Genomic DNA, 23,189 nt, shown 5'->3' with positions numbered 1-23,189 from the left:
TATCGCCCGCCCCCTACGCGCATGCCCCGGCAAACAGCATCGATAACGCCGGGTCCGGCCCAAACGTTAACTAACTGACCATTCCTTCTTGGCCTCTGTGACCAGCTTGTCCCAGAACGAGCATTTCTTAAGCGTCTCGACAATCAAACCGGCCAACACCCGGCCCGCCGCGCTGTCCGAGGGGTAATGCAACCCCATCACCTCGCGCGCCCGAGCGATACGATCCGCCATATCCTGCAATGGATCACGAACCAGCGGCGGGCGCGGATCGCCGTCGCCAAAATGCGCCCGCGTCATATCCGGCATCACCATCTTCAACACCTGCGCGACAGTGTTCGCCTGCGTTGCATGACCAGACGGAAATGAGCCATGTGGCGGTGGGTCGATCGGCGGCATCAGGGCCGGGCAAATCTGGCTGGGCCGTGGCCGTTCATACGTCCGCTTGAAATGCATGACGGAGAGGGTTGCACATTCCTGTGCCACACCGACCAGCTTAGACGTCCATGGGTGGGTCAAGCGACTATAGGTCAGTATTCCCCTAAAATGGTCTTCGATATTGTGCCGCTGATCTATACCCTCGGGCAGCATACCTGGCCGATATTCAGCCAGACGAACCAGTTCGATAAGTTCCTCATCCAACTTCGCCTTGGCGGTCTCGGTCTTAGTGCTGCTATCGGAAGAACTCGGTGCCCAACCATCGATTTCCTGCGCCCATTTGGGTCTTAGGTCATCACCGAATGAGAAGTTCTTTGCATACTCCATCAAGCAAGACTGGGCATACTGAAGCGGCGCGATAAACCGCTCATCAAATGCTGGGGCTGCAACGTTGGAATAGATGTGTTGCGACCTTACAGGCGCTGCACTCTGGTCCGCACTTTCAAAACTCATTGGCTCTGCATGAGGCCACTCGTTGGCATGCCAATAGTGATCTTCATGAGCGGCGTCAGGATTGGCGGGATCGACGTTGGGCATCATACCGATGTCGCGTCCACCCGCACCAATTCCATTAGCGTTGACCGCATTCACTGCGTTCACCGCGTTCACCGCATTTACCGCGTTAACGGCGTTCGCCTTGTCAGAACCACTCACGCACTCTCTCCCAAAATCACTGAAGTCCGGCTGCTCGCAGATGATCTGCAAATTTCTTCTGTTCCGTTTCGCTTCGAAATGGAACATGCTTTCTTGTGTATTTTTCGACGCTGAAACTTGGTTCTTTTTGCAACAGCATTTCAACAAATCTGGCCGCGTTATCCTTTTGTCCGGCCGCTGAATAGCAAACAGCGCTCATACGCCAGTTAGATGTGTAGTCCTGCTTTTCAGCGAATGAGCGTTCACACCATCTAATGGCCTCATCGTAGTCGCCGCTGCAGTAATGAGCGACTGACAGAAAATCATAGTACTGAAACAAATCCGGATCATTTGGCGAGAGTCGAATTCCGTGCTCGGCGTGCTCAATCGCCTCTTCAGGTCGCCCCACATAGCTGAGTGTACCGCTCGACAGAATCCACGAAAGCGCTTGGCTCGGCCCCATCTCTCTCGCGCGGTCCAGAAATACGAGAGCTTGCTCGTAGTCGCGCTGTAGATAGGCCTTCACGTGACCGTATGCGGCCAAAGCCAAGGCATTTTGCCGATCAAGCTTTACTGCAAGTGCAGCATAATCTTGCGCACGACGAACATATTCCTCACGGTTATTTTCCCAACCCTGACCAATATATATGCAGTGCCAGCGCGCAGCATAGGCCACGGGCATGGCAAACTCGGGGTCCAGTTCCATAGCCGCCTTCAGATGCTTCAAGGCTGTATCGAAACTATCCTTGTTAAGGTTAGTCATCAAGTCCAGGGCCTTGAGCGTCAGGTCATAGGCCGTGAAGTTATCAGGGGGTTTGCGCAATGCTTTAACTTTTTCAGATGATCGAACGTTCGGTGCCGTGTAGGACACGACATGTTCGACAATCCTATCCTGCGTTTCAAAGATATCGCTGTGCGGAAATTCACTTTTGGACGAGAAGAGTACCTTACCCGACGTCGTATCGCACAAGGACACTGACAGGCGCATCTTGGTGGCGGATCGGCGCAAGCTGCCCTGCAGCACGTATTTCACATCCAAAATGCGGCCCACCTCGCGCGGGTCCATATCTGCGTTGCCCAGCGCCAGGGCTGATGCGCGTGAGATGACCAGCAATTCGCGCATAGAGGACAGCGAGGTGATGATATCCTCGACCACGCCATCGCAGAAATACTTGAAATCTTCATCCCCTGATAGATTCCGCATGGGCAGGACGGCCAGGGATGGCAAATCCTCATCCGCTTTCAACAGGCCAACGGACGGCTCTGCTGCCGCGCGCACCACCTCGTAGGCGCGGACCGGATGACCAATATTCTTCAGTGTCAGCAGCCCAAGACCGCGCACCTGAAAATCCATCGCCTGACGGGTGGAATGATACATATCTTCGGAGATGATGATACCATCTGGCGCAATGCTTTCCTGCAGGCGCTTGGTGATGTTCACGCCATCGCCATAAACATCGTCGCCATCCAGAATCGCCTCGCAGATATGCGCTGCGATCCGCAAGGACAGGCCGGGATAGGGCGCGGTCTTGCCCACCCGCGCCTCGGTGATCGCGGTCTGCACGCTGATCGCCCAATCCAGCGCGGCCGTTGTGCTTTGAAAGGTCAGCAGCACGCCGTCGCCCAGCAGGCGCACGACATTACCGCCGTAAAGGTCCGATTTCGGCTGTAGAACATCCCCGACAAATCGCATCCACATTGTGTGCGTGCCGGTTTCATCCTTTGACGTCAGCGCCGAATACCCCGCCATATCGGCGAAGACGACGCAGAGCAACTGCCGCTCCCGTTCCGCAATTGGGACCGTCTGGACCTTCATATTCCCCCGTCTGATGTAGTCAGAACAGCGCCACTATAGGTTTTTTTACCCACTTCTGTCAGCCCTGAGACAGTTGGCATTGCGAAAAAATTCAGCCTTTTTGGTCTGGTGTGGCTTTTATCGCTTTCTCGTGGCCATTCAGCGGGCATAGGCTAAGGAAAATCGTGGTTAGTCAGGGAAAACAGTCATGAGTGTGCCGGCATCGGTCGCCAAGTCGCCTGTAGGGTATTCCGACGTTCAGGGTCATTTCAGCACTGCCAAGTTCGGCAAGTCGGCTTTTGGTCGCGCCGCGCAGGCGATGCAGCTGATCGGGGCACCTTGGGCCGCGCATGGTCTGACCACAGGTGTGCCCGGTGATCGCGATGGTAGCAATGTCAACGTTGTGATTGTCGATGAGGGAATTAATCGCGGATATGCGCGTGGTATCGGTGCGCTGGATGACCCGGCCATCGACGCGTTCGAGGCGCAGCTTTACCGGCCTGATGGTCGTGCCGCACCGGGGACCTATCGCGATCCCTTCACTGCCCCGGCCAGCTGGCATACCTCCATGATTGTGCGCAATGTCCTGCGGCTGGCGCCTAAGGCCCGGATATATGATGCGCCGCTTTTGCCATCGCGGGTCATGGATGTTTCGGCCTTTGAGACCGATGTAGCAAAGCTGTCCGACAGCATTCTCGCGGCGCGAAACGCATCGACTTACAAGGCGCAGCCGTGGATTCTGGTCAATGCATGGTCGGTCGCCGATCCTGTGCAGCAGTACCGTACGGCTGCAGTAAACAAACGCTATATCGACGGCATCGACAACATCGCCACTGCGACCATCCAAGCGATGTCGAGCGATTTTGATATCGTCTTTGCCGCAGGCAATGCCGGGAAATTTGAGCCCAATAGCGGCTCTGGCGCTTATTTCCGCGGCCCGAACCGCTGCCTCAACGGAGCGAATGCTTTGGCGGGCGTGTTGACCGTTGGGGCGGTGGATGTGTCGGGCCGCTGGGTCGGCGCATCTTCGCAGGGCGATGGACCCGATAGCCTGAAATACGGCGAAGACGCCCCCAAGCCAGACCTTTGCGCACCGTCCTGGTTTGCCGAGAATAACGATGCCTATGCGACGAATACAGGTTCGTCTGCCGCTTGTGCCGTGGTTGCGGGCACTATTGCCGCCATGCGCAGCGGGTCCTTTTGTGGCACATCAACCGATCTGTTCAAGCTGCTGCGCGATACAGCCTTAAGGCCAGCGGGCAGCGGTTGGAACAATCGCACGGGATTTGGCCTGCTGCAGGTCCAGATACCTGACAGGGCTTAACAGCCTCATCTGACATCTGCCCTTATATCCGCGCCGCCCAGCAATTGGCTGAGCGGCGGGCAGCCTCAAAGGCCTGTCAACACGTATGTCCCTTGGGTTGTCGTCGCGCCGGTGGCCGCCTTGTGGTGGAACGACCCTTTCATGGTCAGACCGTCTACCTTCATATGGATATCTGTCAGAACCCGACCATCGCCATACTGAGCCATAAAGTCTGACGTTCCGTTCTTAAACATCGGAATCCAGCCGGTATCGCCAAATCCGCCGGTCATGCGCACGGACATCGTTCCACCACAGTCCTTGCCCTCGATCTTTTCAGCAAAGCTGTCGCCCCCAGTTTTTGTCCAAACGCTGGTGACACAGGCGCTTGCTGGCGACGCAATTGCCGCAAACGCAAATGCTGAAATCAGAGCCGTTCTCAGGGTATTGAAATACTGCATTTCTGTTCTCCTTGTTTGACCTGCGACGCCTTCCTTTCGGTCGTACGACGCATATCTGTTACGATACCTGAATATGTCGTTGGATCATGTGGCATGGTTCACGGGCCGTCTGAGATATCAGCAGCTTTCCCAATTGAATCACCTTCAACTGAACTTCGAAAATGTCCGATCCTTTGCCGAAACATCCGCTAAACGGATTTCGCCCGTTGACTTCACATGTGGATGACGGAAAGTCGCCCGGACACAAAACAGACGTTGGGGGCGTGAAAATGAAGATGCATAAACTGGGCCGATTTATTGCAGCTATTGTCTGCTTTCCTTCAGCACTTCTGGCACAAACTGATCTTGATAGAATGATGCAGGCCTTTGATAATGTTCCTGTAACGGCGATTATGAAAGATGACTTGGGAATCGCCGTCTCGTTCCACAACACGGCTGCGTCACGGGACGTAGACCTGGGTCGGTTCGGAGCAAATGGAGCGGAGGATATTTTTGCCTTTGGCCTGGCAGCACCAAATTCGATTCGCGACAGACTTTATCTATACTTGGACGAGGATTAGAAATCTCGCGTCGGCTTTACTATGGCGGATGTCGAATCATTTGCATCTGTAGAGATGCCGCCGTTGACTTCCTAGCGGATTGAGCTGTCTACCGACATGTCTGAGGAGATTTCTGACGTTCTCGTTAATCAGGGCTATGAAAACGACCAGCGACGGCCTGACGGTGTTTACTCGGGGCGGTGAAGATTTCAAAATCGATCTGGCAAAACGCGATCCCGCAGATCCGTTCGGGGCGACCTTGGAAAGGTGTCACGTGTCGTGCTCGATGGCAAGAATGTCTACTGCTCTACCTCAAAGTCATGGCTGCTGATGCATTTCAACAGCAGAATCAAACCGTTGACCAAACACTTCGCAATTGATGCGCTCGCAAAAGGGCTGGCCGAGGTTCTGCCTCAGGATATGCGTATTATTGAGGTGCGGGTGGTAAGCAATCCTGATGTCTTTTCCCTGGGTATGCCACGCGATCCTGCCGCAAAAACAAACCTCCCAGCCCATTGGGGCTGTGGTCCCTTGGCGTGATAGTCACGATGACCGATGGAACGCGGGAACAGGTGACGGCGGCATTCCTGATGTATAACCCAGATGATGCAAAGCGCGCGGCCACGCGCATAGAAGCGGAGTGGCCTGAATAGCGATCGCTTGATGTGGACAGAACTTATGTAGACATTTTCAAAAGCCCGGTCGCGATAACCGTGCCCGAGGTCGAGCCTCGGATGATCGCTTTCAATTTTCACAACAAACAAATTGGCGAACTTGAAGCAATTCCTCTGGCGCTCTCAAATAACTTTATGAGCGCGCTTTACATCCGATATTTACCAATGTTCCGGGCGAACTGAACCTGCATCGCAGGTCTACGGCAATCTGCCCTTCATCAGCGCTGGTAAATCCCCCGACAACCCGGCGGCCTGCCGGATCATGGTCCGGCGCAGCACAGGCGTCTTGTTAATCGCACCCAGCGCCAGATCGCGGCCCAGCCGCAGCAGCGGGTTGTCGTTGGAGAACACCCGGTTTATCCCGTCCGTGGCAGCCGCCATCGCCGCGATGTCAAAACTGCGCCAGCGGCGGTAGCGGTCCAGCACATCTGGCGCGCCGATATCTTCGCCCCGGCGTTTTGCCTGGACCAGAACCTCTGCCAAAGCAGCGACATCACGCAGCCCAAGGTTCAGGCCCTGCCCCGCCAGCGGATGGATGCCATGCGCCGCATCACCGGCCAGCACGACACGGGGCGCCGTCAGCGACTGGGCCAGCGATAGGCCCAGCGGGTAGCTGAAGCGACGACCGGCCAACGAGATATCCCCCAAAAAGCCGCCGAAACGGGGTCGCAGGGCATTCAGATATCCCGCGTCATCCTTTGCGTTGATATCCGCTGCACGCTCAGTCGTCTCGGTCCACACGATAGAGGAGCGGTTGCCGGGCAAGGGCAGAATTGCCAGCGGCCCGGCAGGCAGGAACAGCTGATGCGCGATGCCGTTATGAGGATGTTCGTGATCAATGGCGCAAACCAGCGAGGTTTGCTGATAGCTCCATTCCGTCCGTTTAATCCCGGCGCGGCGGGCAGTCTCACTGCCGCGCCCGTCACACCCCACCAAAAGCACCCCGTCATGGGGTCCCTCCCGGGTGGTAACGGAAACACCACCGGGCCTGACCGCCTGATCGGTGACCGAGACGCCATTTTCAACCGCGATCAGCGGCTCGGCCTCCGCCGCTTCAAGCACGGCTTTACGCAAGTGACGATCCTCAAGGATCTGACCCATCGGGCCTTCCTCGATCTCATGATGATCAAAGTGCAGATAAAGCGGCGAGGGTCCTTCCCCCACCCGTCCATCAGACACTTTGACATCCAGAATCGGCTGCGCTTGATCCGCAACCTCATCCCAAAGACCCGGCGCCGTCAGCATCCGGACCGTTGACAACGCCAACGCATACCCGCGCCCGTCGAAATCCGGTGCTTTCAGGGCGGCTTTGGGGGCCGCATCCAGGACACGCGACGCAATGCCGCCCCGGGCCAAAGCCAGGGCCAGAATCAGGCCGGTCAGGCCACCACCAACGATCAGGACATCGCTATGTTTCATGCCCCGCACTATGGCGCGTTTCCCGGATTTGTCCACGCGACGCCTGCGCGCATCGAATGGTTTCCAAACCCACCGCGTGCAGGCTACGGTGCCGCAACAAAGCCCGGAGACCATAATGACCGCCCCCGACCTGACCCGATCTGCTGCTGATCTCGGACGCGATATCGCCGCGGGTCTTGATCCCGTGGACTTGACCGAGGCCTACCTGGACGCCATCGCCAGCGGCCCTGACGGTATCTACGCCCGCACCACGCCAGACCGCGCCCGGTCCGAGGCCGAGGCGGCGCGCAAACGGCACCGCGAAGACCGCCGCCTTGGGCCGCTGGATGGGGTGCCGATCAGCTGGAAAGACCTTTTCGACACCAAAGGTGTAGCGACTGAGTCAGGCTGCGCCATGCTGCAGGGCCAGGTACCGGATCGTGACGCGCAGGTGCTGACCAATGGAACAGCAGCCGGCACGATCTGTCTGGGCAAGACACATATGACCGAGCTGGCGTTTTCCGGTCTGGGACTGAATCCGGTCACCGCGACACCACCGAACCGGCACGGGGCGGACGTGGCACCGGGTGGGTCCTCTTCCGGGGCAGCGGCATCGGTGGCCTATGGGCTGGCAACGGCGGGGATCGGCTCTGATACGGGTGGTTCGGTGCGCGTACCTGCGGCCTGGAACGATCTGGTGGGTTTCAAGACCGCGCATGGTGATCTGACCGCAACTGGCGTCGTGCCGCTCTGCGAGAAATTTGACACTATCGGCCCGCTCTGCCGCACGGTTGAGGACGCCGCCTTGCTCTATGCCGCTTTGAAGGGACATTCGGCCACAGCTTTGCCGCAGATGGATCTATCGTCGGCACGGCTGATGGTGCTGAACACCGCCGCCACCGCACCATTGGACAATGCACCACAAGCAGCGGCCGAGGCAGCCATCACCCGCATTGCTGCTGCTGGCGCGAAGGTCGAGACCCAGTCCAGCCCCGCCGTCGACGCCGCCCTGCCCCTGTCCGGTGTGCTTTATACGACCGAGGCCTATGGCATCTGGGGCGAAACCATCGAGGCGCGGGGTGATCTGATGTACCAGCGCATCCGTACCCGGTTCGAGGCAGGTCAGGATCATTCCGGTGTGGATTATGTCCGCGCCTGGCGACGCCTGGATGAACTGCGGCGTGATTGGTGCGCGGAAACCGAGGGCTTTGATGCGGTCGTGATGCCAACGGTGCCGATCCTTCCGCCACCGGTGGACCAACTGCTGGCAGATGAGGCATTTTTTACCGCCCGCAATCTGGAATGTCTGCGCAACACCCGCGTCGGCAACCTGATGGGTCTGGCCGCCATCACTCTGCCAACCGGCACGCCCTCCTGCGGGGTGATGTTGCTGGCACATCCGGGACAGGAGGCAAAACTGCTGTCGCTGGCGGCTGCGGTGGAAAAGACACTGTCCTAAGGGAAATCTCCCGCCCTCTGGACCGACGGAATCCGCGCCGTTACCCTGCTTTTCAAACAGGGCATCAGACCCTAAGCCGAGGCAGTAAAGATGCAGTACCCCGAACGGTTCTCGGACCTACCGGAATACGCGTTCCCGCGTTTGCGCGCGCTTCTTCACGGCACCCCGCCGGGTGGGCCGGAAATCGCCATGTCCATTGGCGAGCCGAAGCACGTCTTCCCTGAGTTTGTAACAGACGTCATCCGCACCCACAGCGCGGGTTTCAACCGCTATCCGCCGAACGAGGGGCTGGCAGAGCTGCGGCAGGCCATCGCCGACTGGCTGGCCGGGCGTTATGATGTCAGCATTGATCCCGAAGCCCGCATTCTGCCACTGAACGGCACCCGGGAGGGGCTGTTCAATGCCGCTTTGGCCTTGTCACCTGAGGTGAAGAACGGCCAGCAACCGGCCATCCTGCTGCCCAACCCGTTCTATCAATGTTACGCCGCTGCAGCACTGGCCGCTGGCGCGGAACCGGTCTATGTCAACGCGACCTCAGAAACCGGGTTTTTACCAGATTTTGCCTCAGTCGCCCCGGCTGTGCTGAACCGCACGACGCTGGTTTACATGTGCTCACCGTCCAATCCGCAAGGGGCTGTGGCAGATGCCGCCTATTGGCAAAGCCTGCTGGATCTGGCCGAGGCTCATGATTTCATCGTCCTGGCCGACGAATGCTATAGCGAGATTTACCGCACCGCGCCGCCCGCAGGGGCCTTGCGGGCAAATGCCAACCCGGAACGGGTCGTCGCCTTTCATTCGCTGTCAAAACGGTCCAATTTGCCAGGCCTGCGGTCCGGCTTTGCCGTTGCCGGGCCGCAGGCAACGCGGCGCATGACGCAGTTGCGATCCTATGCAGGCGCACCCCTGCCCTTGCCGCTGCAACATGCCGCCGCCGCCTGCTGGCAGGACGAAGCACATGTCGTCGAAAACCGCGCTGCTTACGCCCGCAAATTCGACATCGCGGACCGCATTTTGGGAAATTGCCCAGGCTATACCTCGCCCGAAGCAGGATTTTTCCTGTGGATAAAAGTAGACGATGGGGAACGCACAGCACTTGAGATTTGGAAAAAAGCCGGGGTAAAGGTGTTGCCGGGTGCTTATCTGTCGCGCGACCTAAGCGATGGCAGGAAGAACCCGGGACGCGAATATATTCGCGCAGCCCTTGTCGCCCCGGAAGACCAGATAGACCGCGGCCTGACCGCGATCAGAGATTGTTTGAGTTAAGCAATGGCCAGAGCCAGAGCAAAATCGAAACCTGCACGGTCACGCCGCGCGCCCCTCGTCGAACAAAAGACCGAGGCGGCCTTGCGCCGCCGTGGCGCCGAACTGATCGGGCTTGCCCTGACCGTGCTGGGCTGCGCGGCCTTTATCACGCTATGGACCTACAATCCGCTGGACCCCAGCATCTTTTCCGCCACGGATGACGCCCCGACCAATGCTTTGGGTCTGTTGGGGGCATCGCTGGCCGAACCACTGCATCGTGCCCTGGGCTGGGCGGCCTATGGCATTCCCATTGCGCTGGTCGTCTGGGGCCTGCGACTGATCCGGCACCGGGGCGAGGAACGCATCGTCAGCCGGATCATTCTGACACCAATTGCCATCGCCATTTCTGCGGTTTTTGCCGCAGCCCATATCCCCCCGCTGGATTGGACATTCGGCTATGGCCTGGGCGGAATGCTGGGGGATTCCGTGCTGGGCAGCCTGCTGTCCTTTACACCGCTGCCAATACGATCCGCACTTGTGGCGGTGACGCTGGTGCTGGCGGTGGCCTTTGTCTTCTTCGGCTTGCTTTCGCTTGGTGTGAACTGGTCGGAATTTAGGAACCTGCTGCGTTTTACTCGCTACGGTATCGTTGTTGCCTATGACGGCATTCTTCGGCTGGTCTCAGGTGCGGGCAAAGGCACGGTCGCTGGGGCACGCCGGGCCAAGGCTGCGCGGACGCGGGTCGATAGCGACAGCGTTGTGCTGACCTCGGCTGATGTTGTCGAAGACGCACGTGCCGCCCCCAAAGTGCATCGCAGCGAAATCACCGCTGGGCCGGACGTGCCGCCGCCCGATGAAGATCGCGTGATGGCCCGTATATCAGCCGCAGTAAAGGCCCGCCACTCCGCTGGTATCCCGGTCGATGACGAGGCGCTGTTGGAAGAGGAACTTCATACACCGCGCCAAGACCCGCCCCTGACTTTGGGGGGTGTCAGCCGCGATGAACCTATGGACGACGCAGAAGACCCCATTCTCGATCCCACCCCGGCACCGGTCGCCACACCCGAACCGCGCAGCGAACCTCGCGTCCAGCAGCAGCGCAAACCGGTGACCAAAAGTGCGCGCGCCCGGCGCGACGAACAACCCAGCCTGCAGTTGGAGGCCAGCGGCGAGGGCTATGATTTGCCGCCCATCAGCCTGTTGCAGAATCCGGTCGATATTCAACGTGCGCAGCTTTCCGATGACGCGCTGGAAGAAAACGCCCGCATGCTGGAGAGCGTGCTGGATGATTATGGCGTGAAGGGCGAGATCGTCTCTGTCCGCCCCGGCCCGGTTGTCACCATGTATGAACTGGAACCGGCCCCAGGTCTGAAAGCCAGCCGCGTCATCGGTCTGGCCGATGATATCGCCCGGTCAATGTCTGCCCTGGCGGCGCGTGTGTCCACCGTCCCGGGCCGGTCTGTTATCGGCATCGAACTGCCCAATGATTTTCGCGAAAAGGTGATCCTGCGCGAAATCCTGTCGGCCAAAGCCTATGACGATAAAAAACACGCGCTGCCACTGGCATTAGGCAAGGATATCGGTGGCGAACCCGTGGTGGTCAACCTAGCCCGCATGCCGCATCTGCTGATTGCAGGGACAACGGGCTCGGGTAAGTCCGTGGCGATCAACACCATGATCCTTAGCCTTCTATACCGGCTGACCCCAGATGAATGCCGCATGATCATGATCGACCCGAAAATGCTGGAACTGTCAGTCTATGACGGCATCCCCCACCTTCTGTCACCAGTTGTAACCGATCCCAAGAAAGCCGTTGTTGCCCTGAAATGGGTCGTGGCCGAGATGGAAGAGCGGTATCGTAAGATGTCCAAGATGGGCGTGCGCAATATCGACGGCTATAATTCCCGGGTGCAGGACGCGCTGGACAAGGGCGAAGGCTTTACCCGCACGGTACAGACCGGATTTGACGATGCCACCGGCGAGCCGGTCTTTGAAACCGAAGAGTATGATCCCGAAAAGATGCCATTCATCGTCGTTATCGTTGACGAAATGGCCGACCTGATGATGGTCGCAGGCAAAGAGATCGAGGCTTGTATCCAGCGACTGGCGCAGATGGCGCGGGCCTCGGGCATTCATCTGATTATGGCGACACAGCGCCCCTCGGTCGATGTGATCACCGGCACGATCAAGGCCAACTTCCCGACCCGGATTTCCTTCCAGGTCACCTCGAAAATCGACAGCCGCACCATTCTGGGCGAGCAAGGGGCAGAACAGCTGTTGGGCATGGGCGATATGCTTTACATGGCTGGCGGCGGGCGCATCACCCGTGTGCATGCCCCGTTCGTTTCGGACGAAGAGGTTGAGGAAATCGTCAACTTCCTCAAGCTGCAGGGCGCGCCGGATTACGTCTCGGGTGTGGTCGAAGGCCCGGATAGCGAGGTTGAAAGCAATATTGATCAGGTGCTCGGCCTAGGCGGCAACACCAATGGCGAAGACGCGCTTTATGATCAGGCTGTTGCGATTGTGGCGCGGGACCGCAAATGCTCCACCTCCTATATCCAGCGCAAACTGGCCATCGGCTACAACAAGGCCGCGCGGCTGGTTGAGCAGATGGAAGAACAGGGCGTGGTCGGGGCGGCCAATGCTGTTGGCAAGCGTGAAATTCTGGTGCCCGAACAGTAATGGGCGCGTTGGCTGCCATCGACACGCAGACCTTCCTGATCAGGCTGGGCGTAGCTGCGCTGTTAGGATTTCTGGTTGGGATTGACCGGGAAATGAAAGCCAAACCATTGGGCTTGCGCGCCTACATGCTGATCTGCACATCTTCTGCGGTTTTATGCATGATCAGCGTAAACTTGGCGCATGAAGCAAATGCAGATGGGCTGTCTTTTGATTTGTCTCGGATCATATCTGGTGTGATCGGAGGTATCGGCTTTCTTGGCGCAGGATCGATCATGTCGAACCGCGACGAAGGCAAACTACGAGGCGTCGGCAGCGGTGCGGCCGTCTGGGGCACTGGCGTTGTCGGCATCGCCACAGGATTCGGCTATCTGCTGGAAGCCGCTGCATTGGCGGTAGTGCTGTTCGCGATCCTGTTCCTTATCGGCAAGGCCCGTGGCGAGGAAATGGTCGACCCGCAAGACTGATGCAGAAGCGCCGACGCCCAAGCTTTGCCATTGCGTCATAGCGTCTCGCGAAATACCAGAGATATCCAGTATCATCTAACGCGTTGAAATCTTTGATTTCAGGCAGCATTAGATGATACAGGTTTTTCGCATTATGCTCTTGCCCTTTTGTTGGGGCGATCAAAGATCGTGCTCGACTTGATAGCTTCGTTCCAGCAATGCGTTCCGCTGTTCCTCAGACCCCTTTGAGCCGCAAAGCAATTCCAGTCTTCGCGGGGTAAGCCCAAAATACCCGAACGTACCCTTTATCCACTCTGTCTCCAAAGCGGCCCGATACCCCTCTTTCTCCATCTCGTCAGAGCGCGCACCCGCAGGGACAAGCAGAATACCAGGGCGTGCGGGCTGAAGCGATTTTTCGGGGTTGTCCAACTGATCATAGGCCCAGCCCCAATGCCAGACCCGGTCGACCCAGCCCTTCATCATCGCAGGCATACCCCACCAGAACAGCGGAAAGACAAGACAGATCGCATCAGCCCGCGCGATCCTTTGCTGCTCTCGCGCGACATCGGCGGGCGTGGTTTTGCCGCCATCGGCCCCGATATCCGCAAGGGACCAGCGTGGATCAAATCCCTCGGCGTGCAGATCTGCCAGTTCTGCTGAATGCCTCGCAGCGACAGCCCCGGCCATGAATTTTTCGGCAACTGCCGCACTAAAGCGTTTCGAGTTTACCATGAGACATCACCTAAAATCGAAACGCGTACACTCTATAGGCTTATCACCGCGTTTCGGGATAAGCTTGTGTCTCAGGTTTATCCCGAAACGCTTTAAACGAAGTGCTATCAGGATGATCAAGAACTGTCAGAACGTGCATAAATCGTCTCCGGAATTGGTGTTTGCGGCTGGCAGCGCAAATCCCCGCCAGCCCATCATCCGGCGTCTGTAATTGCTCAAGTATACTTGAGATCAAGCCCTATCATTCGACAGCAAGACCAATCCGCCTGCGGATATCCTCGTCGCGCAGACTGACATCGGTTCCGGCGAACTCTGCCGCGTCATCTGTCGCCAGCCAGGCGATGGCCTTTGCAGGCCACTCCGCCGGGATATGAACCGATGGGTCCAGTTGGCTGACCGGATTTATCCCCGACGCCTTGATCGTCACCTGCATCTCTGTCGCCACGGTTCCCGGTGACAGCCCGACAACCCGCACAGCTTTAGGTGCCTCGCGCTGTGCACAGCGGGTCAGCATCGCAGCCGCCGCCTTGGAGGAACAATACATGCTCCACCCTTCCAGATCCGAGGTCGCAGCCCCCGACGAGATATTCACGATCACCCCACTGCCCTGCTGCGCCATCACCGGCATCGCCGCCCGAAGGCCATAGTAGATGCCTTTGTAGTTGATATCCGCCGCATGCCCCCAGCTTTCAGGATCCGAGGTCATCAACGGGCCAATCGGGTCTATCACCCCGGCATTGTTCACCATCAGATCCAGCCGACCGAAGGCCTTGACCGTGCGATTGACCAGCAACTCGACACCATACCAGCGGCTGACATCCACCGGCAGCGCCATCGCCTGCCCACCAGCCTGCGTGATCTCGGCGGCCAACGCATTGATCGCGTCCGCATTGCGCGCGGCCAGCATCACGGCATAGCCTTGGGCGGCCAACTCATGCGCCGCTGCGGCACCAATGCCACGGCTGGCACCGGTGATAATGGCGGTTTTCGTTACGTCAGACATAGGCGTCTCCTTTTATCCTTTGACCAGAGGATATAGCGCCATGACGACGCGATAAACGGGTTGAAGTACACCTCATTCCTGCAAATTATGCAGGAATGGAGATTGGCACTCTACGACTGTTTCTGATTGCGGCCCAACGGCTGAGCTTCGCCGCCACAGCGGTGGAGCATGGCACAGATCCAACCACCGTCTCGCGCCGGATCGCCCAGCTAGAGGCAGAGTTGGGCACACGCCTTTTCCATCGCACCACAAGACGCATGACTCTGACCGAGGCCGGAACAAAGTTTCGGCGCGATGCTGAACGCATCCTCGCTGACCTGGATGAAAGCTGCGAGGCACTGCAGGACTTGACGAGCAGCCCCCGTGGCACCCTTCGGATGACCACCTCAGTGGCGCTTGGGCAGTGCCTGCTGGTGCCATTGCTGCCAGATATGCAGGCGCGCTTTCCTGAACTAAGGCTGGATCTGATCCTGACTGATGCAAAGCTTGATCTGGTGACCGAAGGTCTTGATCTTGCCATTCGACTTGGGCCGAAGATCACCGGTGAAGGTATCGTAACGCGATTGTTCGAAACCCGCTATCGGGTCTGCGCCAGCCCGGATTGGTCAGGCCGAGACGACATCAATACACCGCATGATCTGACGACGCAGGAGTGCCTGACCTACGCTTTGCCGGAATTGCGCAACATCTGGGCATTCCGTGATGGGAAGGAGCGGATCAATCGGATTGAAGTACAGGGGCGCGTGGCGATGACCTCGGCACTGGCATTGCGAAGCGCGGCGCTGGCTGGCCTTGGTCCGGCGTTGCTGGCCGACTGGATCGTGCGCGACGATCTTGCGGCAGGCCGTTTGATTGATCTTTTTCCCGAACATGATGTAACTGCGACGGAATTCGACACCGCCGCTTGGGCAATATATCCGGATCAAAGCTTTATGCCGCGTAAGACGCGCGCCATGCTGGATTTTCTAAAAAGCAGCCTTAATAAAAACTGAAGGTCACCCCGGTTGCCAACGTATCTCGGCCCCATGGGGGTGAGCGGTTGCCAGATATAGTGGCAACCCATCACCAGGCCAAAGGCGCAAGACCAGATTAAATGTCTTCTTTCGGCTGTCCTGCTGATCATCACCATATTCAAACGATAACCAGGCCAGCGGGTTATCCGTTGTGGCCGTTGCCCCGGCGTTTTGCATCAGCTGTTCGATCCGTTGCTGTACGGCTTCGGGGAAGTACTGAAAGGCGACCGTATGCATCAGCACCCGCGCCGTACCTGTTACAGGTGCCGCCAGTTGCTGCGCAATCCAGTCAGCCGCATCCTGCCGATCCAGCTGTGGCGGATGGCGGCAGGCGATGGCGATGGCGGCCTCGGTCCGTTCTAACCGGGCCACCTGATCGGGCCAGATGAAGGCCATAAGGCGTGCTGCGCCAGCCTCGGTTGTGGCATCCAGCGGGTTCAGATCGCAGCCCCGGCGGGCCAGAACCTGCGGCGCGTCCCCCTCAGGCGGTGGACCGGACCAATCCGGCACCAGCCGGACAGGCGCATCCGCCTGACCAAACTGGCGGCCCCCAAAATCATAGGAAAACCGATCCAGATTAAGATTCAGCCCTGCACTCGCCCCTACCTCCCACAGGGTCATAGGCAGGCCAGTCCGCGCCGCGATTTGCATCAGCCCGGGATAAAGAACCCCGGCGCGCGCCACCTCATTGGTTTGCGGCGCATGATCCAGCCAGGGCTGCAACGCGTCATCGGCCTCGGCAATCGCTGCCATTGCCGCCTGACCCAGGGCGTCGGGGTCCGGCAACGCCTGTGGCGGATAAAGCGCGGCCAGTTCCGGCAACTGCCCAGCCCGAACCAGCGCATGCAGACCACCGGCAAGCCGCAGCGGCACCGCCTCTGCCACCAGATCGCCTGAAACAGCCTGCCAGTTCAGTATCCGCTGGCCCGTTCGAGTCTGATCGCCAATCCTCTCGGCCAGGCCAGTCAACAGCGCCGCAGTGAGGGGTGAGCCAAGCCGCGCGCAGGCATCTGCCTGCCGAACAAAAAACTGTCGCATCTCGGTCGCTGACATTCATACGTCCTTTCTGAAGTAAACCCGGTCGAAGCCATCGACCCGTTTGCGCGTAATCACCTCAAACCCAAGCCGCTGATAAAGCACCAGATTTCCGGTCATTGCCGCATTGGTATAAAGTTCGACCGCAGCCAGCCCGGCCTTGCGCGCGGCCTCCTCAGCCCCCGCGATCAGTGCCTGACCTAGGCCCTTGCCCTGATGGTTCGGGGCCACGGCAAGGCTGTCCAGGTGAATGTGATCCCCATGCGGATACCAACAGGCATAGGCCGCGGCAGGCCGTTCGATAACAAACAAATGCCCGGCGGCGACCTGCTGCGCAAAATCTGCGTCCATTGGCGCGGGGCGGCGACCGATCACAGGGACATGTATGGCAAAGGCCGCCTCAGCAATGGCCTGAACGGCGGCGATATCGGCTTTGTCGGCGGGCCTGATCAACATGTGCATACTCTAAGGGCTTGCGCGCCCGGGTTGAAGTCCTGTTGCCGACCGCATAGGGTGCGCGACCAGCAAGGCAGCGCGACGCGCGCGCCGCCAGATCACGATATTTCCTGAAAGCAAGGCACATATGGCGCAGGCAAAGGCAGGCGATACTGTCCACATTCATTACACCGGAACACTGACTGACGGGACAGAGTTTGACAGCTCTCGCGATCGCGGCCCGCTGACCTTCACGCTGGGGTCGGGTCAGGTGATCGCCGGGCTGGACGCCCATCTGACAGGCATGGAGGTTGGCACCACCTCCACCGTTACCATCCCCGTCGACAAAGCTTATGACCCGGTCAACCCGGACAATGTTCAGGCTATTCCCCGCAACGCCCTGCCCGACGACATCGAGCCACAGGTTGGCATGCAACTGCAGGCGGACGCGGGCGGTGGCCAAATCGTTGCCGTCCGCATTGTAGAGGTCACCGACGATCAGGTCCGGCTTGACGCAAATCATCCCCTGGCCGGTCAGGACCTGACCTTCGAGGTGGAATTCCTGAAGGTCGACTGAGCCTTGGCGGCGGTTCTTTATGATAGGGTCCCCTTCAAAGCAGTGAAAAGGCCATCCTGAAACCAATTTCCTGTAAAGGCCGGCCATTCGGATAGGACAAACTGATCCGTAGTTGCAAAAAGCTCTGGGATCCCTCTTCATCTCTATGCCGGATTCAGATCACCGGTCAGCAGGAAGAAGATGCCGACGACAATCATCACGGCCATGGTCAGGTTGAACGCGCGCAACCGCCCCTCGGTTCGCAGGAAGCGTTGCAAGGCCGCTCCGAACAAGGCCCAGCCATTGGCCGAACCAAGGCCCGAGGTGATGGCGACGCCGGTGGCGGTTGCGGCCTCGGCCAGTGTGTTCTCGCCAGTCATGAACTGAGCGACGACACCAACGCACATCACCCAGGCTTTGGGGTTGACCCATTGAAAGGCTGCGGCCTGCAGGAAGGTGAAGGGCTTTGACCGAGAGCCGGGGCTGCCGGGCGCTTTGGCTGTGGCGATCTTGTAGGCGACCCACAGCATCAAAACCGCACCGCCATAGCGCAATGCCTCTTGCATCAGGACGGAGTGTTTGAACACCTTGCCCAGCCCCATCGCTACCAGGAACAACATGGCCGGAAAACCAAGCGCCACGCCCAGCGCATGCGGAACCGTGCGCCGATAGCCAAAGGTCGCACCAGAGGAGGCCAACATCGCGTTATTCGGTCCCGGCGTCCAGGTCGAGGCCACCAGCAAAATCGCCAGTCCGATCAAAGCATCAAGGGTCAAAGACAGCTCCATAGCAGGTCAGCGGAGGTGACCCTTTCAGAGCGCCTCGTCCAAGTCAATCGCCAGAAGATCCGCTTTGCCAAGCGCAAAGTCCGAGGCGATCCAGGCATCCTCCAGCCGGGTCATGGCCGCCCCCAGCGCCGGTCCCGGTGCAATCCGGTCCATCAGATCGCGGGCGCGGAGCGGGAATTCAGCCGCAGCCCCTCGGGCGACCTCTGCCTGCCAGTTGCCTGTTGGTGGGCTGGCCAGACTTGCGGACAGGATCAGGATGGCATCGGTCGCCGCCTCTGCCCCATGATGGTAGGCACTGACGGCCGGGGGCAAACCGGCGGCAATAGCCGACTGAGCCTCCCGCAGGGCGCGCGTTTCCTGGCGTGACAGGCGCAAGGCATCGGTCCAATCCGCTTGCCCCAGAACGCCAAGGCGTCTTTGCCAGCGGGGCGCAATACCGATGCCCTGTTCCAGCGCAATAAGCGGGGCAAGGGCCTTGGGGTCCGCCCCCGGCAGCACACGCTTCAGCACCCCACTGGCCGCCATCGCTGCGACCGAGGGGGCCGGATCATCCGCGCCCAGCAGCTTGCGCATCTCTGCTCCGACACGTTCCGCACTCAACTGCCCGATGCCATCCGCCAGCGCGGCACAGGCTGCCAGACCGTCGGCATCCAGCCCGGCATCCGGATCGCCATAAATCGCGTGAAACCGAAAGAACCGCAGGATGCGCAGGTAATCCTCGCGAATGCGGTCTTCGGCCTTGCCAATGAACCGCACTCGCCGCGCCTGCAAATCCGGCAGACCGCCCAGCGGGTCATGCAGGGTGCCGTCAGCCACCGTGTAAAGCGCGTTCATGGTAAAATCGCGCCGCCGAGCGTCCTCTACAATGTCATCGGCAAACGCGACCGTTGCCCGCCGTCCATCGGCGGACACGTCGCGGCGAAAGGTGGTGATCTCGTACGGGATGTGATCCGCCATCACCGTTACCGTGCCATGGTCAATGCCGGTCGGAATGGTGCGCAGCCCCGCAGCCTCGGCCAGCGATACCACGGTTTCAGGACGCGCGCTGGTGGCGATATCCAGATCAGCCACCGGCAGATCCATCAACGCATTGCGCACGCACCCGCCCACAAACAGCGCCTGATACCCGGCTTCGGTCAGCAAACCGCAGACCTTTTGCGAGGCGGGGATCGACACCCAATCCGCGACAACCCGGGTCACGCCTGCACCATATCAGACAGGGATTTCAGAATACGCGCCGTCGCCCCCCAAACGTAATACGGCCCGTAAGGAATGACATAGTAATGCCGCAGCACCCCATTCCAGCGGCGCGACTGCACCTGCAGATTGGCGGGGTCCAGCAAGACATCCAGCGGGATTTCAAACACCTCTGCGACCTCAGCCTCCTGCGCCTGTAGCTTAGGGTCGCCCCGAACTTCGGCGACGACAGGGGTGACTTGAAACCGGGTGACGGTTTCGTGCGGGGCCATGTCGCCAAGGATATGAACCATATCGGGCGGAAGTCCGATCTCTTCGTCAGCCTCGCGCAAAGCAGCGGCGGTAGCGTCCGTGTCACAGGCATCAATCTTGCCGCCGGGAAAAGCAATCTGGCCGGGGTGATGTTTCAGGTTCCGCGCCCGCCGGGTCAGGATCACATGTAACCGGGCCTGCCGCTCGACCAGTGCAATCAGCACTGCCGCCGGACGCAGTTTCGCCGCATCGGGCCGGACCCCATCCAGATCGAAATCGGTTGAGGGGGCGGCCCGGCGCGCCAGCCGCGCCGCGATATCGGCGGTATTCAGTGTCGGACGATCCATAGCCGCAAGATGAAGCCTCTGCGCGTGACCCGCAAGTCAGTCCTGCTGCGCCCGCGTGCCCTCAAAGCCAAGTTCTGCCGGATCGAACTCATAATGCGCGCCGCAGAACTGACAATCGGCGGTGACCTTGCCATCGGCATTGGTCATATGCCCAATATCCTTGGCGGAATAGATCGACATGGTCTGCACCACCTTGTCCGGCCCGCAGGTGCAGCCAAAGGCCACTGGCAGCGGATCAAAGACGCGCGGTGCTTCCTGATGGAACAACCGGACCAAAAGGGTCTCCATCGTGACATGCGGGCCAACCAGTTCTGTCACTTCGACCGTTTCCAGCAACATGGTGGCGCGGGTCCAGTTTTCCTCATCATCGCCCTGCAGCAGATCACCGGGCGCCAGCAGGCCGTCCTCCCCCGTTGCGTCGCCTGCCGCGAAGGGGGAGGCTTTGGGCATATGCTGCAGCATCACGGCACCGGCCCGCCAGTTGGTCTGCCCATCCGGGCCAGCCTCCTCGCCCATGGTCAGGGCAAACCGGGTCGGCAATTGTTCGGATTGGGCGAAATAGGTCTCGGCGCAATCCGCCAGTGAGGTTCCGGCCAGCGGCGTGATCCCCTGATAGGGGGCCATGCCGTCGCCCTGATCGATCAGAATGGCGAAATAGCCTTTGCCCAGCTTATGAAATGCTGAACCCGGGCCGTCCAGCGCGTCAGCATCAAAGCTGGCATAGGCCCGGATGCGGGCTGGCTGCCCCTCACCCTCAGGCGCATAGAAATCCGTTGCAATCAGCCGGATCGGCCCATTGCCGCGTACCTGTACGGACAGCTTCCAACGCAGCTTGATCGTCTGGCCGATCAGCGCGGTAAGCAAAGCGGCCTCTGCCACCAGGGCCGCCACAGGTTTGGGATAGTCATGCTGCGCCAGGATCTTGTCCAACGAGGTATCCAGCCGCGCCACCCGGCCACGCACATCGGCATTGTCCAGCTGAAACGGCAGAACCGTATCGTCCCAATTTTCGGTCATCATGCTGCTCCGGCTTTGCAAGACGCACCAGATAGTCCCTGATCGCCACTATGCCAAGCGCGCGATGCAAAAAAGTTTTGCCCCACTGTCCTGAATGCCCGATCCTGCGCGTCAATATGTCAGAGCATAAGAAACATGCTCGCCCATCAAAGGAGAATGACAAATGAAATATCTTGCCCTGATCTACGCAGACGAAGCCCTTGGCGATCCCGATGACCTCATGGACCAGTATGAAGCCTATTTTCAGGAAATCACCACCGCAGGTGTCTATGTTGGGGGTGAGGCGTTAGAGCCGGTTTCGACCGCCACCAGCATCCGTATGCGCAATGGCGAGAGGCAGGTCACAGATGGTCCTTTTGCTGAGACCAAGGAACAGTTGGGGGGCTATTTCGTGCTGGAGTGTGAGACGCTGGACGATGCCATCAAATGGGCATCGAAAATCCCATCGGCCAAGTATGGCACGGTCGAGGTTCGGCCCCTGATGGTGTTCGACGAAGAATGAACACCAGGCGCGATCTGATCCGTGTGTTTCGCGCGGATCACGGGCGGCTTCTGGCTGCCCTGCTCGCGCAGTTCCGCGATTTCGACCTGGCTGAGGACGCGCTTCAAGCGGCCTTTGCCAAAGCAACAGAGGTCTGGCCGCAACAGGGCCAGCCCGAGCGTCCTGCCGCATGGCTTATGACGGTGGCGCGACGCCACGCGCTGGACCGCCTGCGCAAAACCGCGCGGCAAGGATCAGAGGTCATGCGTCGCACCATCACGATGCTGACCGAGGCGCAGGACATCCCCAACAAGGGCGCAATCCCCGATGAACGCCTGCGTCTGATCTTTACCTGCTGCCATCCCGCCCTGGCACAGGAGGCACAGGTCGCCCTAACCCTGCGCACCTTGGGCGGCCTCAGCACTGCCGAGATCGCGCGTGCCTTTCTGTCCCGCGAGCCTGCGATTGCCAAACGGCTGACCCGCGCCAAGACCAAGATCCGCGACGCAGGCATTCCTTACGAGGTCCCAGAACCCGCCGAATTGCCCCATCGTCTGCCGCAGGTTCTGGCCGTGATCTACCTGATCTATAACGAAAGCTACTCCGCGTTTGAGGGCACGACCCTGACCCGCGCCGATCTGGCCGAAGAGGCCTTGCATCTGGCCCGGATCACCTTTCGCCTGCGGCCCCTGCCCGAAACCCAAGGCCTGCTGGCCCTGTTGCTGCTGCACGATGCGCGCCGCCCGGCCCGCGGTCAGCACGAGATGATCCCCCTAGAGGCGCAGGACCGCACTCTGTGGGATAGGGATAAGATCAACAAGGGGCGCACGCATCTGCTGCACGCGCTCGCCCATAAACGGCCCGGTGCCTATCAAATACAGGCCGCGATTTCCGCTGTGCATACCGATGCAGCGGATTGGGACGCGACGGATTGGAAACAGATTGCCGGTCTGTACAAAACCTTGTCCGTCATCGCCCCTTCGGATGTCGTGACGCTTAACCATGCAGTCGCGCTCTGTCAGGCGGGCGACCTGACAGAGGCAGAGGCGCTGATCACCACACTTGCAGGGTCGCTGGTCCGGTATCAGCCATTCTATGCGGCCCGGGCAGAGCTTTATCGTCGTCAGGGCCAGCTTGCAGCGGCCTGTACCGATCTCGACAAAGCTATTGAGCTGTCCCGCAATACCGCCGAAACACGCTGGTTGCAGCGTCGGCGCGACGCGCTCGGCATCGAAAATCGGGATGCGCCGGGACAGGATGCAGTCTAGTGTC

23 protein-coding genes are annotated in these 23,189 nt (G+C 59.4%); 11 read left to right on the top strand and 12 right to left on the bottom strand.

The annotated features are described in order from the left end of the window. Positions 1-66 precede the first annotated feature (66 nt). Together ACW9UQ_RS07530 and ACW9UQ_RS07525 are read right to left on the bottom strand one after the other, a co-directional pair. The gene (locus tag ACW9UQ_RS07530) at positions 67-1,176 is read right to left on the bottom strand and encodes a phosphatase PAP2 family protein (RefSeq protein WP_458930396.1); all 1,110 of its coding nucleotides are present in this window, start codon (positions 1,174-1,176) and stop codon (positions 67-69) included. After that, positions 1,106-2,884 (bottom strand): adenylate/guanylate cyclase domain-containing protein, encoded by a 1,779-nt coding sequence (locus tag ACW9UQ_RS07525; RefSeq protein WP_458930395.1) that lies wholly within the window; start codon positions 2,882-2,884, stop codon positions 1,106-1,108. The genes ACW9UQ_RS07530 and ACW9UQ_RS07525 overlap by 71 nt, the downstream gene beginning before the upstream one ends. 187 nt (positions 2,885-3,071) lie before the next feature. Here ACW9UQ_RS07525 and ACW9UQ_RS07520 point away from each other — a divergent pair, with 187 nt between their 5' ends. Next, positions 3,072-4,187: a S8 family serine peptidase gene (locus tag ACW9UQ_RS07520; RefSeq protein WP_458930394.1), complete on the top strand. Its 1,116-nt coding sequence runs from the start codon at positions 3,072-3,074 to the stop codon at positions 4,185-4,187. A gap of 65 nt (positions 4,188-4,252) precedes the next feature. Here ACW9UQ_RS07520 and ACW9UQ_RS07515 read toward each other — a convergent pair whose 3' ends face one another. Continuing rightward, positions 4,253-4,624, bottom strand: coding sequence for a hypothetical protein (locus ACW9UQ_RS07515; protein WP_458930393.1), 372 nt, complete (start codon positions 4,622-4,624; stop codon positions 4,253-4,255). Between the two features lie 161 nt (positions 4,625-4,785). Here ACW9UQ_RS07515 and ACW9UQ_RS07510 point away from each other — a divergent pair, with 161 nt between their 5' ends. Both ACW9UQ_RS07510 and ACW9UQ_RS07505 read left to right on the top strand, forming a co-directional pair. Next, entirely contained in the window at positions 4,786-5,184 is a 399-nt protein-coding gene (locus tag ACW9UQ_RS07510; protein ID WP_458930392.1) for a hypothetical protein, read from the top strand. A 258-nt stretch (positions 5,185-5,442) separates the two neighbouring features. Then, positions 5,443-5,703, top strand: a complete 261-nt coding sequence (locus ACW9UQ_RS07505; RefSeq protein WP_458930391.1) for a hypothetical protein — start codon at positions 5,443-5,445, stop codon at positions 5,701-5,703. 332 nt (positions 5,704-6,035) lie between these two features. On the opposite strand, the gene ACW9UQ_RS07500 is transcribed toward ACW9UQ_RS07505, so the two are convergent. Beyond that, on the bottom strand, positions 6,036-7,256 hold the full coding sequence (locus ACW9UQ_RS07500) for an FAD-dependent monooxygenase (protein ID WP_458930390.1): 1,221 nt from the start codon (positions 7,254-7,256) through the stop codon (positions 6,036-6,038). Positions 7,257-7,371: 115 nt separating this feature from the next. Between ACW9UQ_RS07500 and ACW9UQ_RS07495 the strand changes: the two genes are divergently transcribed. The 4 genes from ACW9UQ_RS07495 (at position 7,372) to ACW9UQ_RS07480 (ending at position 13,082) form a co-directional block, all read left to right on the top strand. Continuing rightward, positions 7,372-8,694 (top strand): amidase, encoded by a 1,323-nt coding sequence (locus tag ACW9UQ_RS07495; protein WP_458930389.1) that lies wholly within the window; start codon positions 7,372-7,374, stop codon positions 8,692-8,694. A 90-nt stretch (positions 8,695-8,784) separates the two neighbouring features. After that, entirely contained in the window at positions 8,785-9,957 is a 1,173-nt protein-coding gene (locus ACW9UQ_RS07490) for an aminotransferase class I/II-fold pyridoxal phosphate-dependent enzyme (RefSeq protein ID WP_458930388.1), read from the top strand. Positions 9,958-9,960: 3 nt separating this feature from the next. Continuing rightward, positions 9,961-12,618 carry a DNA translocase FtsK gene (locus ACW9UQ_RS07485; protein ID WP_458930387.1) on the top strand — a complete coding sequence of 886 codons (2,658 nt, stop codon included), beginning with the start codon at positions 9,961-9,963 and terminating at the stop codon, positions 12,616-12,618. Then, positions 12,618-13,082, top strand: a complete 465-nt coding sequence (locus ACW9UQ_RS07480) for an MgtC/SapB family protein (RefSeq protein WP_458930386.1) — start codon at positions 12,618-12,620, stop codon at positions 13,080-13,082. The genes ACW9UQ_RS07485 and ACW9UQ_RS07480 overlap by 1 nt, the downstream gene beginning before the upstream one ends. Before the next feature lie 159 nt (positions 13,083-13,241). On the opposite strand, the gene ACW9UQ_RS07475 is transcribed toward ACW9UQ_RS07480, so the two are convergent. Both ACW9UQ_RS07475 and ACW9UQ_RS07470 read right to left on the bottom strand, forming a co-directional pair. After that, positions 13,242-13,793 (bottom strand): NAD(P)H-dependent oxidoreductase, encoded by a 552-nt coding sequence (locus ACW9UQ_RS07475; protein WP_458930385.1) that lies wholly within the window; start codon positions 13,791-13,793, stop codon positions 13,242-13,244. A 241-nt stretch (positions 13,794-14,034) separates the two neighbouring features. Continuing rightward, positions 14,035-14,796: an SDR family oxidoreductase gene (locus ACW9UQ_RS07470; RefSeq protein WP_458930384.1), complete on the bottom strand. Its 762-nt coding sequence runs from the start codon at positions 14,794-14,796 to the stop codon at positions 14,035-14,037. 95 nt (positions 14,797-14,891) lie between these two features. Here ACW9UQ_RS07470 and ACW9UQ_RS07465 point away from each other — a divergent pair, with 95 nt between their 5' ends. Next, positions 14,892-15,788, top strand: coding sequence for a LysR family transcriptional regulator (locus ACW9UQ_RS07465; RefSeq protein ID WP_458930383.1), 897 nt, complete (start codon positions 14,892-14,894; stop codon positions 15,786-15,788). Between the two features lie 3 nt (positions 15,789-15,791). Here the strand turns inward: ACW9UQ_RS07465 and ACW9UQ_RS07460 are convergent, their stop codons facing one another. Both ACW9UQ_RS07460 and ACW9UQ_RS07455 read right to left on the bottom strand, forming a co-directional pair. Then, the gene (locus ACW9UQ_RS07460; protein WP_458930382.1) at positions 15,792-16,862 is read right to left on the bottom strand and encodes a DUF2332 domain-containing protein; all 1,071 of its coding nucleotides are present in this window, start codon (positions 16,860-16,862) and stop codon (positions 15,792-15,794) included. After that, positions 16,863-17,300 (bottom strand): GNAT family N-acetyltransferase, encoded by a 438-nt coding sequence (locus tag ACW9UQ_RS07455; RefSeq protein ID WP_458930381.1) that lies wholly within the window; start codon positions 17,298-17,300, stop codon positions 16,863-16,865. A 127-nt stretch (positions 17,301-17,427) separates the two neighbouring features. On the opposite strand from ACW9UQ_RS07455, the gene ACW9UQ_RS07450 reads away from it, so the two are divergent. Further along, positions 17,428-17,856: an FKBP-type peptidyl-prolyl cis-trans isomerase gene (locus tag ACW9UQ_RS07450; RefSeq protein ID WP_458930380.1), complete on the top strand. Its 429-nt coding sequence runs from the start codon at positions 17,428-17,430 to the stop codon at positions 17,854-17,856. 143 nt (positions 17,857-17,999) lie between these two features. On the opposite strand, the gene ACW9UQ_RS07445 is transcribed toward ACW9UQ_RS07450, so the two are convergent. The 4 genes from ACW9UQ_RS07445 to hslO are packed head-to-tail and all read right to left on the bottom strand — an operon-like array spanning position 18,000 to position 21,436. Continuing rightward, complete coding sequence (locus ACW9UQ_RS07445; protein WP_458930379.1) at positions 18,000-18,611, bottom strand: LysE family translocator; 612 nt, start codon at positions 18,609-18,611, stop codon at positions 18,000-18,002. 36 nt (positions 18,612-18,647) lie between these two features. Beyond that, entirely contained in the window at positions 18,648-19,823 is a 1,176-nt protein-coding gene (locus tag ACW9UQ_RS07440; protein ID WP_458930378.1) for a CCA tRNA nucleotidyltransferase, read from the bottom strand. After that, entirely contained in the window at positions 19,820-20,419 is a 600-nt protein-coding gene (locus tag ACW9UQ_RS07435; protein WP_458930377.1) for a CoA pyrophosphatase, read from the bottom strand. The genes ACW9UQ_RS07440 and ACW9UQ_RS07435 overlap by 4 nt, the downstream gene beginning before the upstream one ends. 36 nt (positions 20,420-20,455) lie before the next feature. After that, entirely contained in the window at positions 20,456-21,436 is a 981-nt protein-coding gene (gene hslO / locus ACW9UQ_RS07430) for an Hsp33 family molecular chaperone HslO (protein ID WP_458930376.1), read from the bottom strand. 163 nt (positions 21,437-21,599) lie between these two features. Here hslO and ACW9UQ_RS07425 point away from each other — a divergent pair, with 163 nt between their 5' ends. Together ACW9UQ_RS07425 and ACW9UQ_RS07420 are read left to right on the top strand one after the other, a co-directional pair. Next, a complete protein-coding gene (locus ACW9UQ_RS07425; protein WP_458930375.1) occupies positions 21,600-21,938 on the top strand; it encodes a YciI family protein in 339 nt (112 codons plus the stop codon). Further along, positions 21,935-23,185, top strand: coding sequence for an RNA polymerase sigma factor (locus tag ACW9UQ_RS07420; protein ID WP_458930374.1), 1,251 nt, complete (start codon positions 21,935-21,937; stop codon positions 23,183-23,185). Before ACW9UQ_RS07425 ends, ACW9UQ_RS07420 begins: the two co-directional genes overlap by 4 nt. Positions 23,186-23,189 lie beyond the last annotated feature (4 nt).

Source organism: Halovulum sp. GXIMD14793, from assembly GCF_054457435.1.
This window is presented reverse-complemented; position numbering and strand designations above follow the sequence as displayed.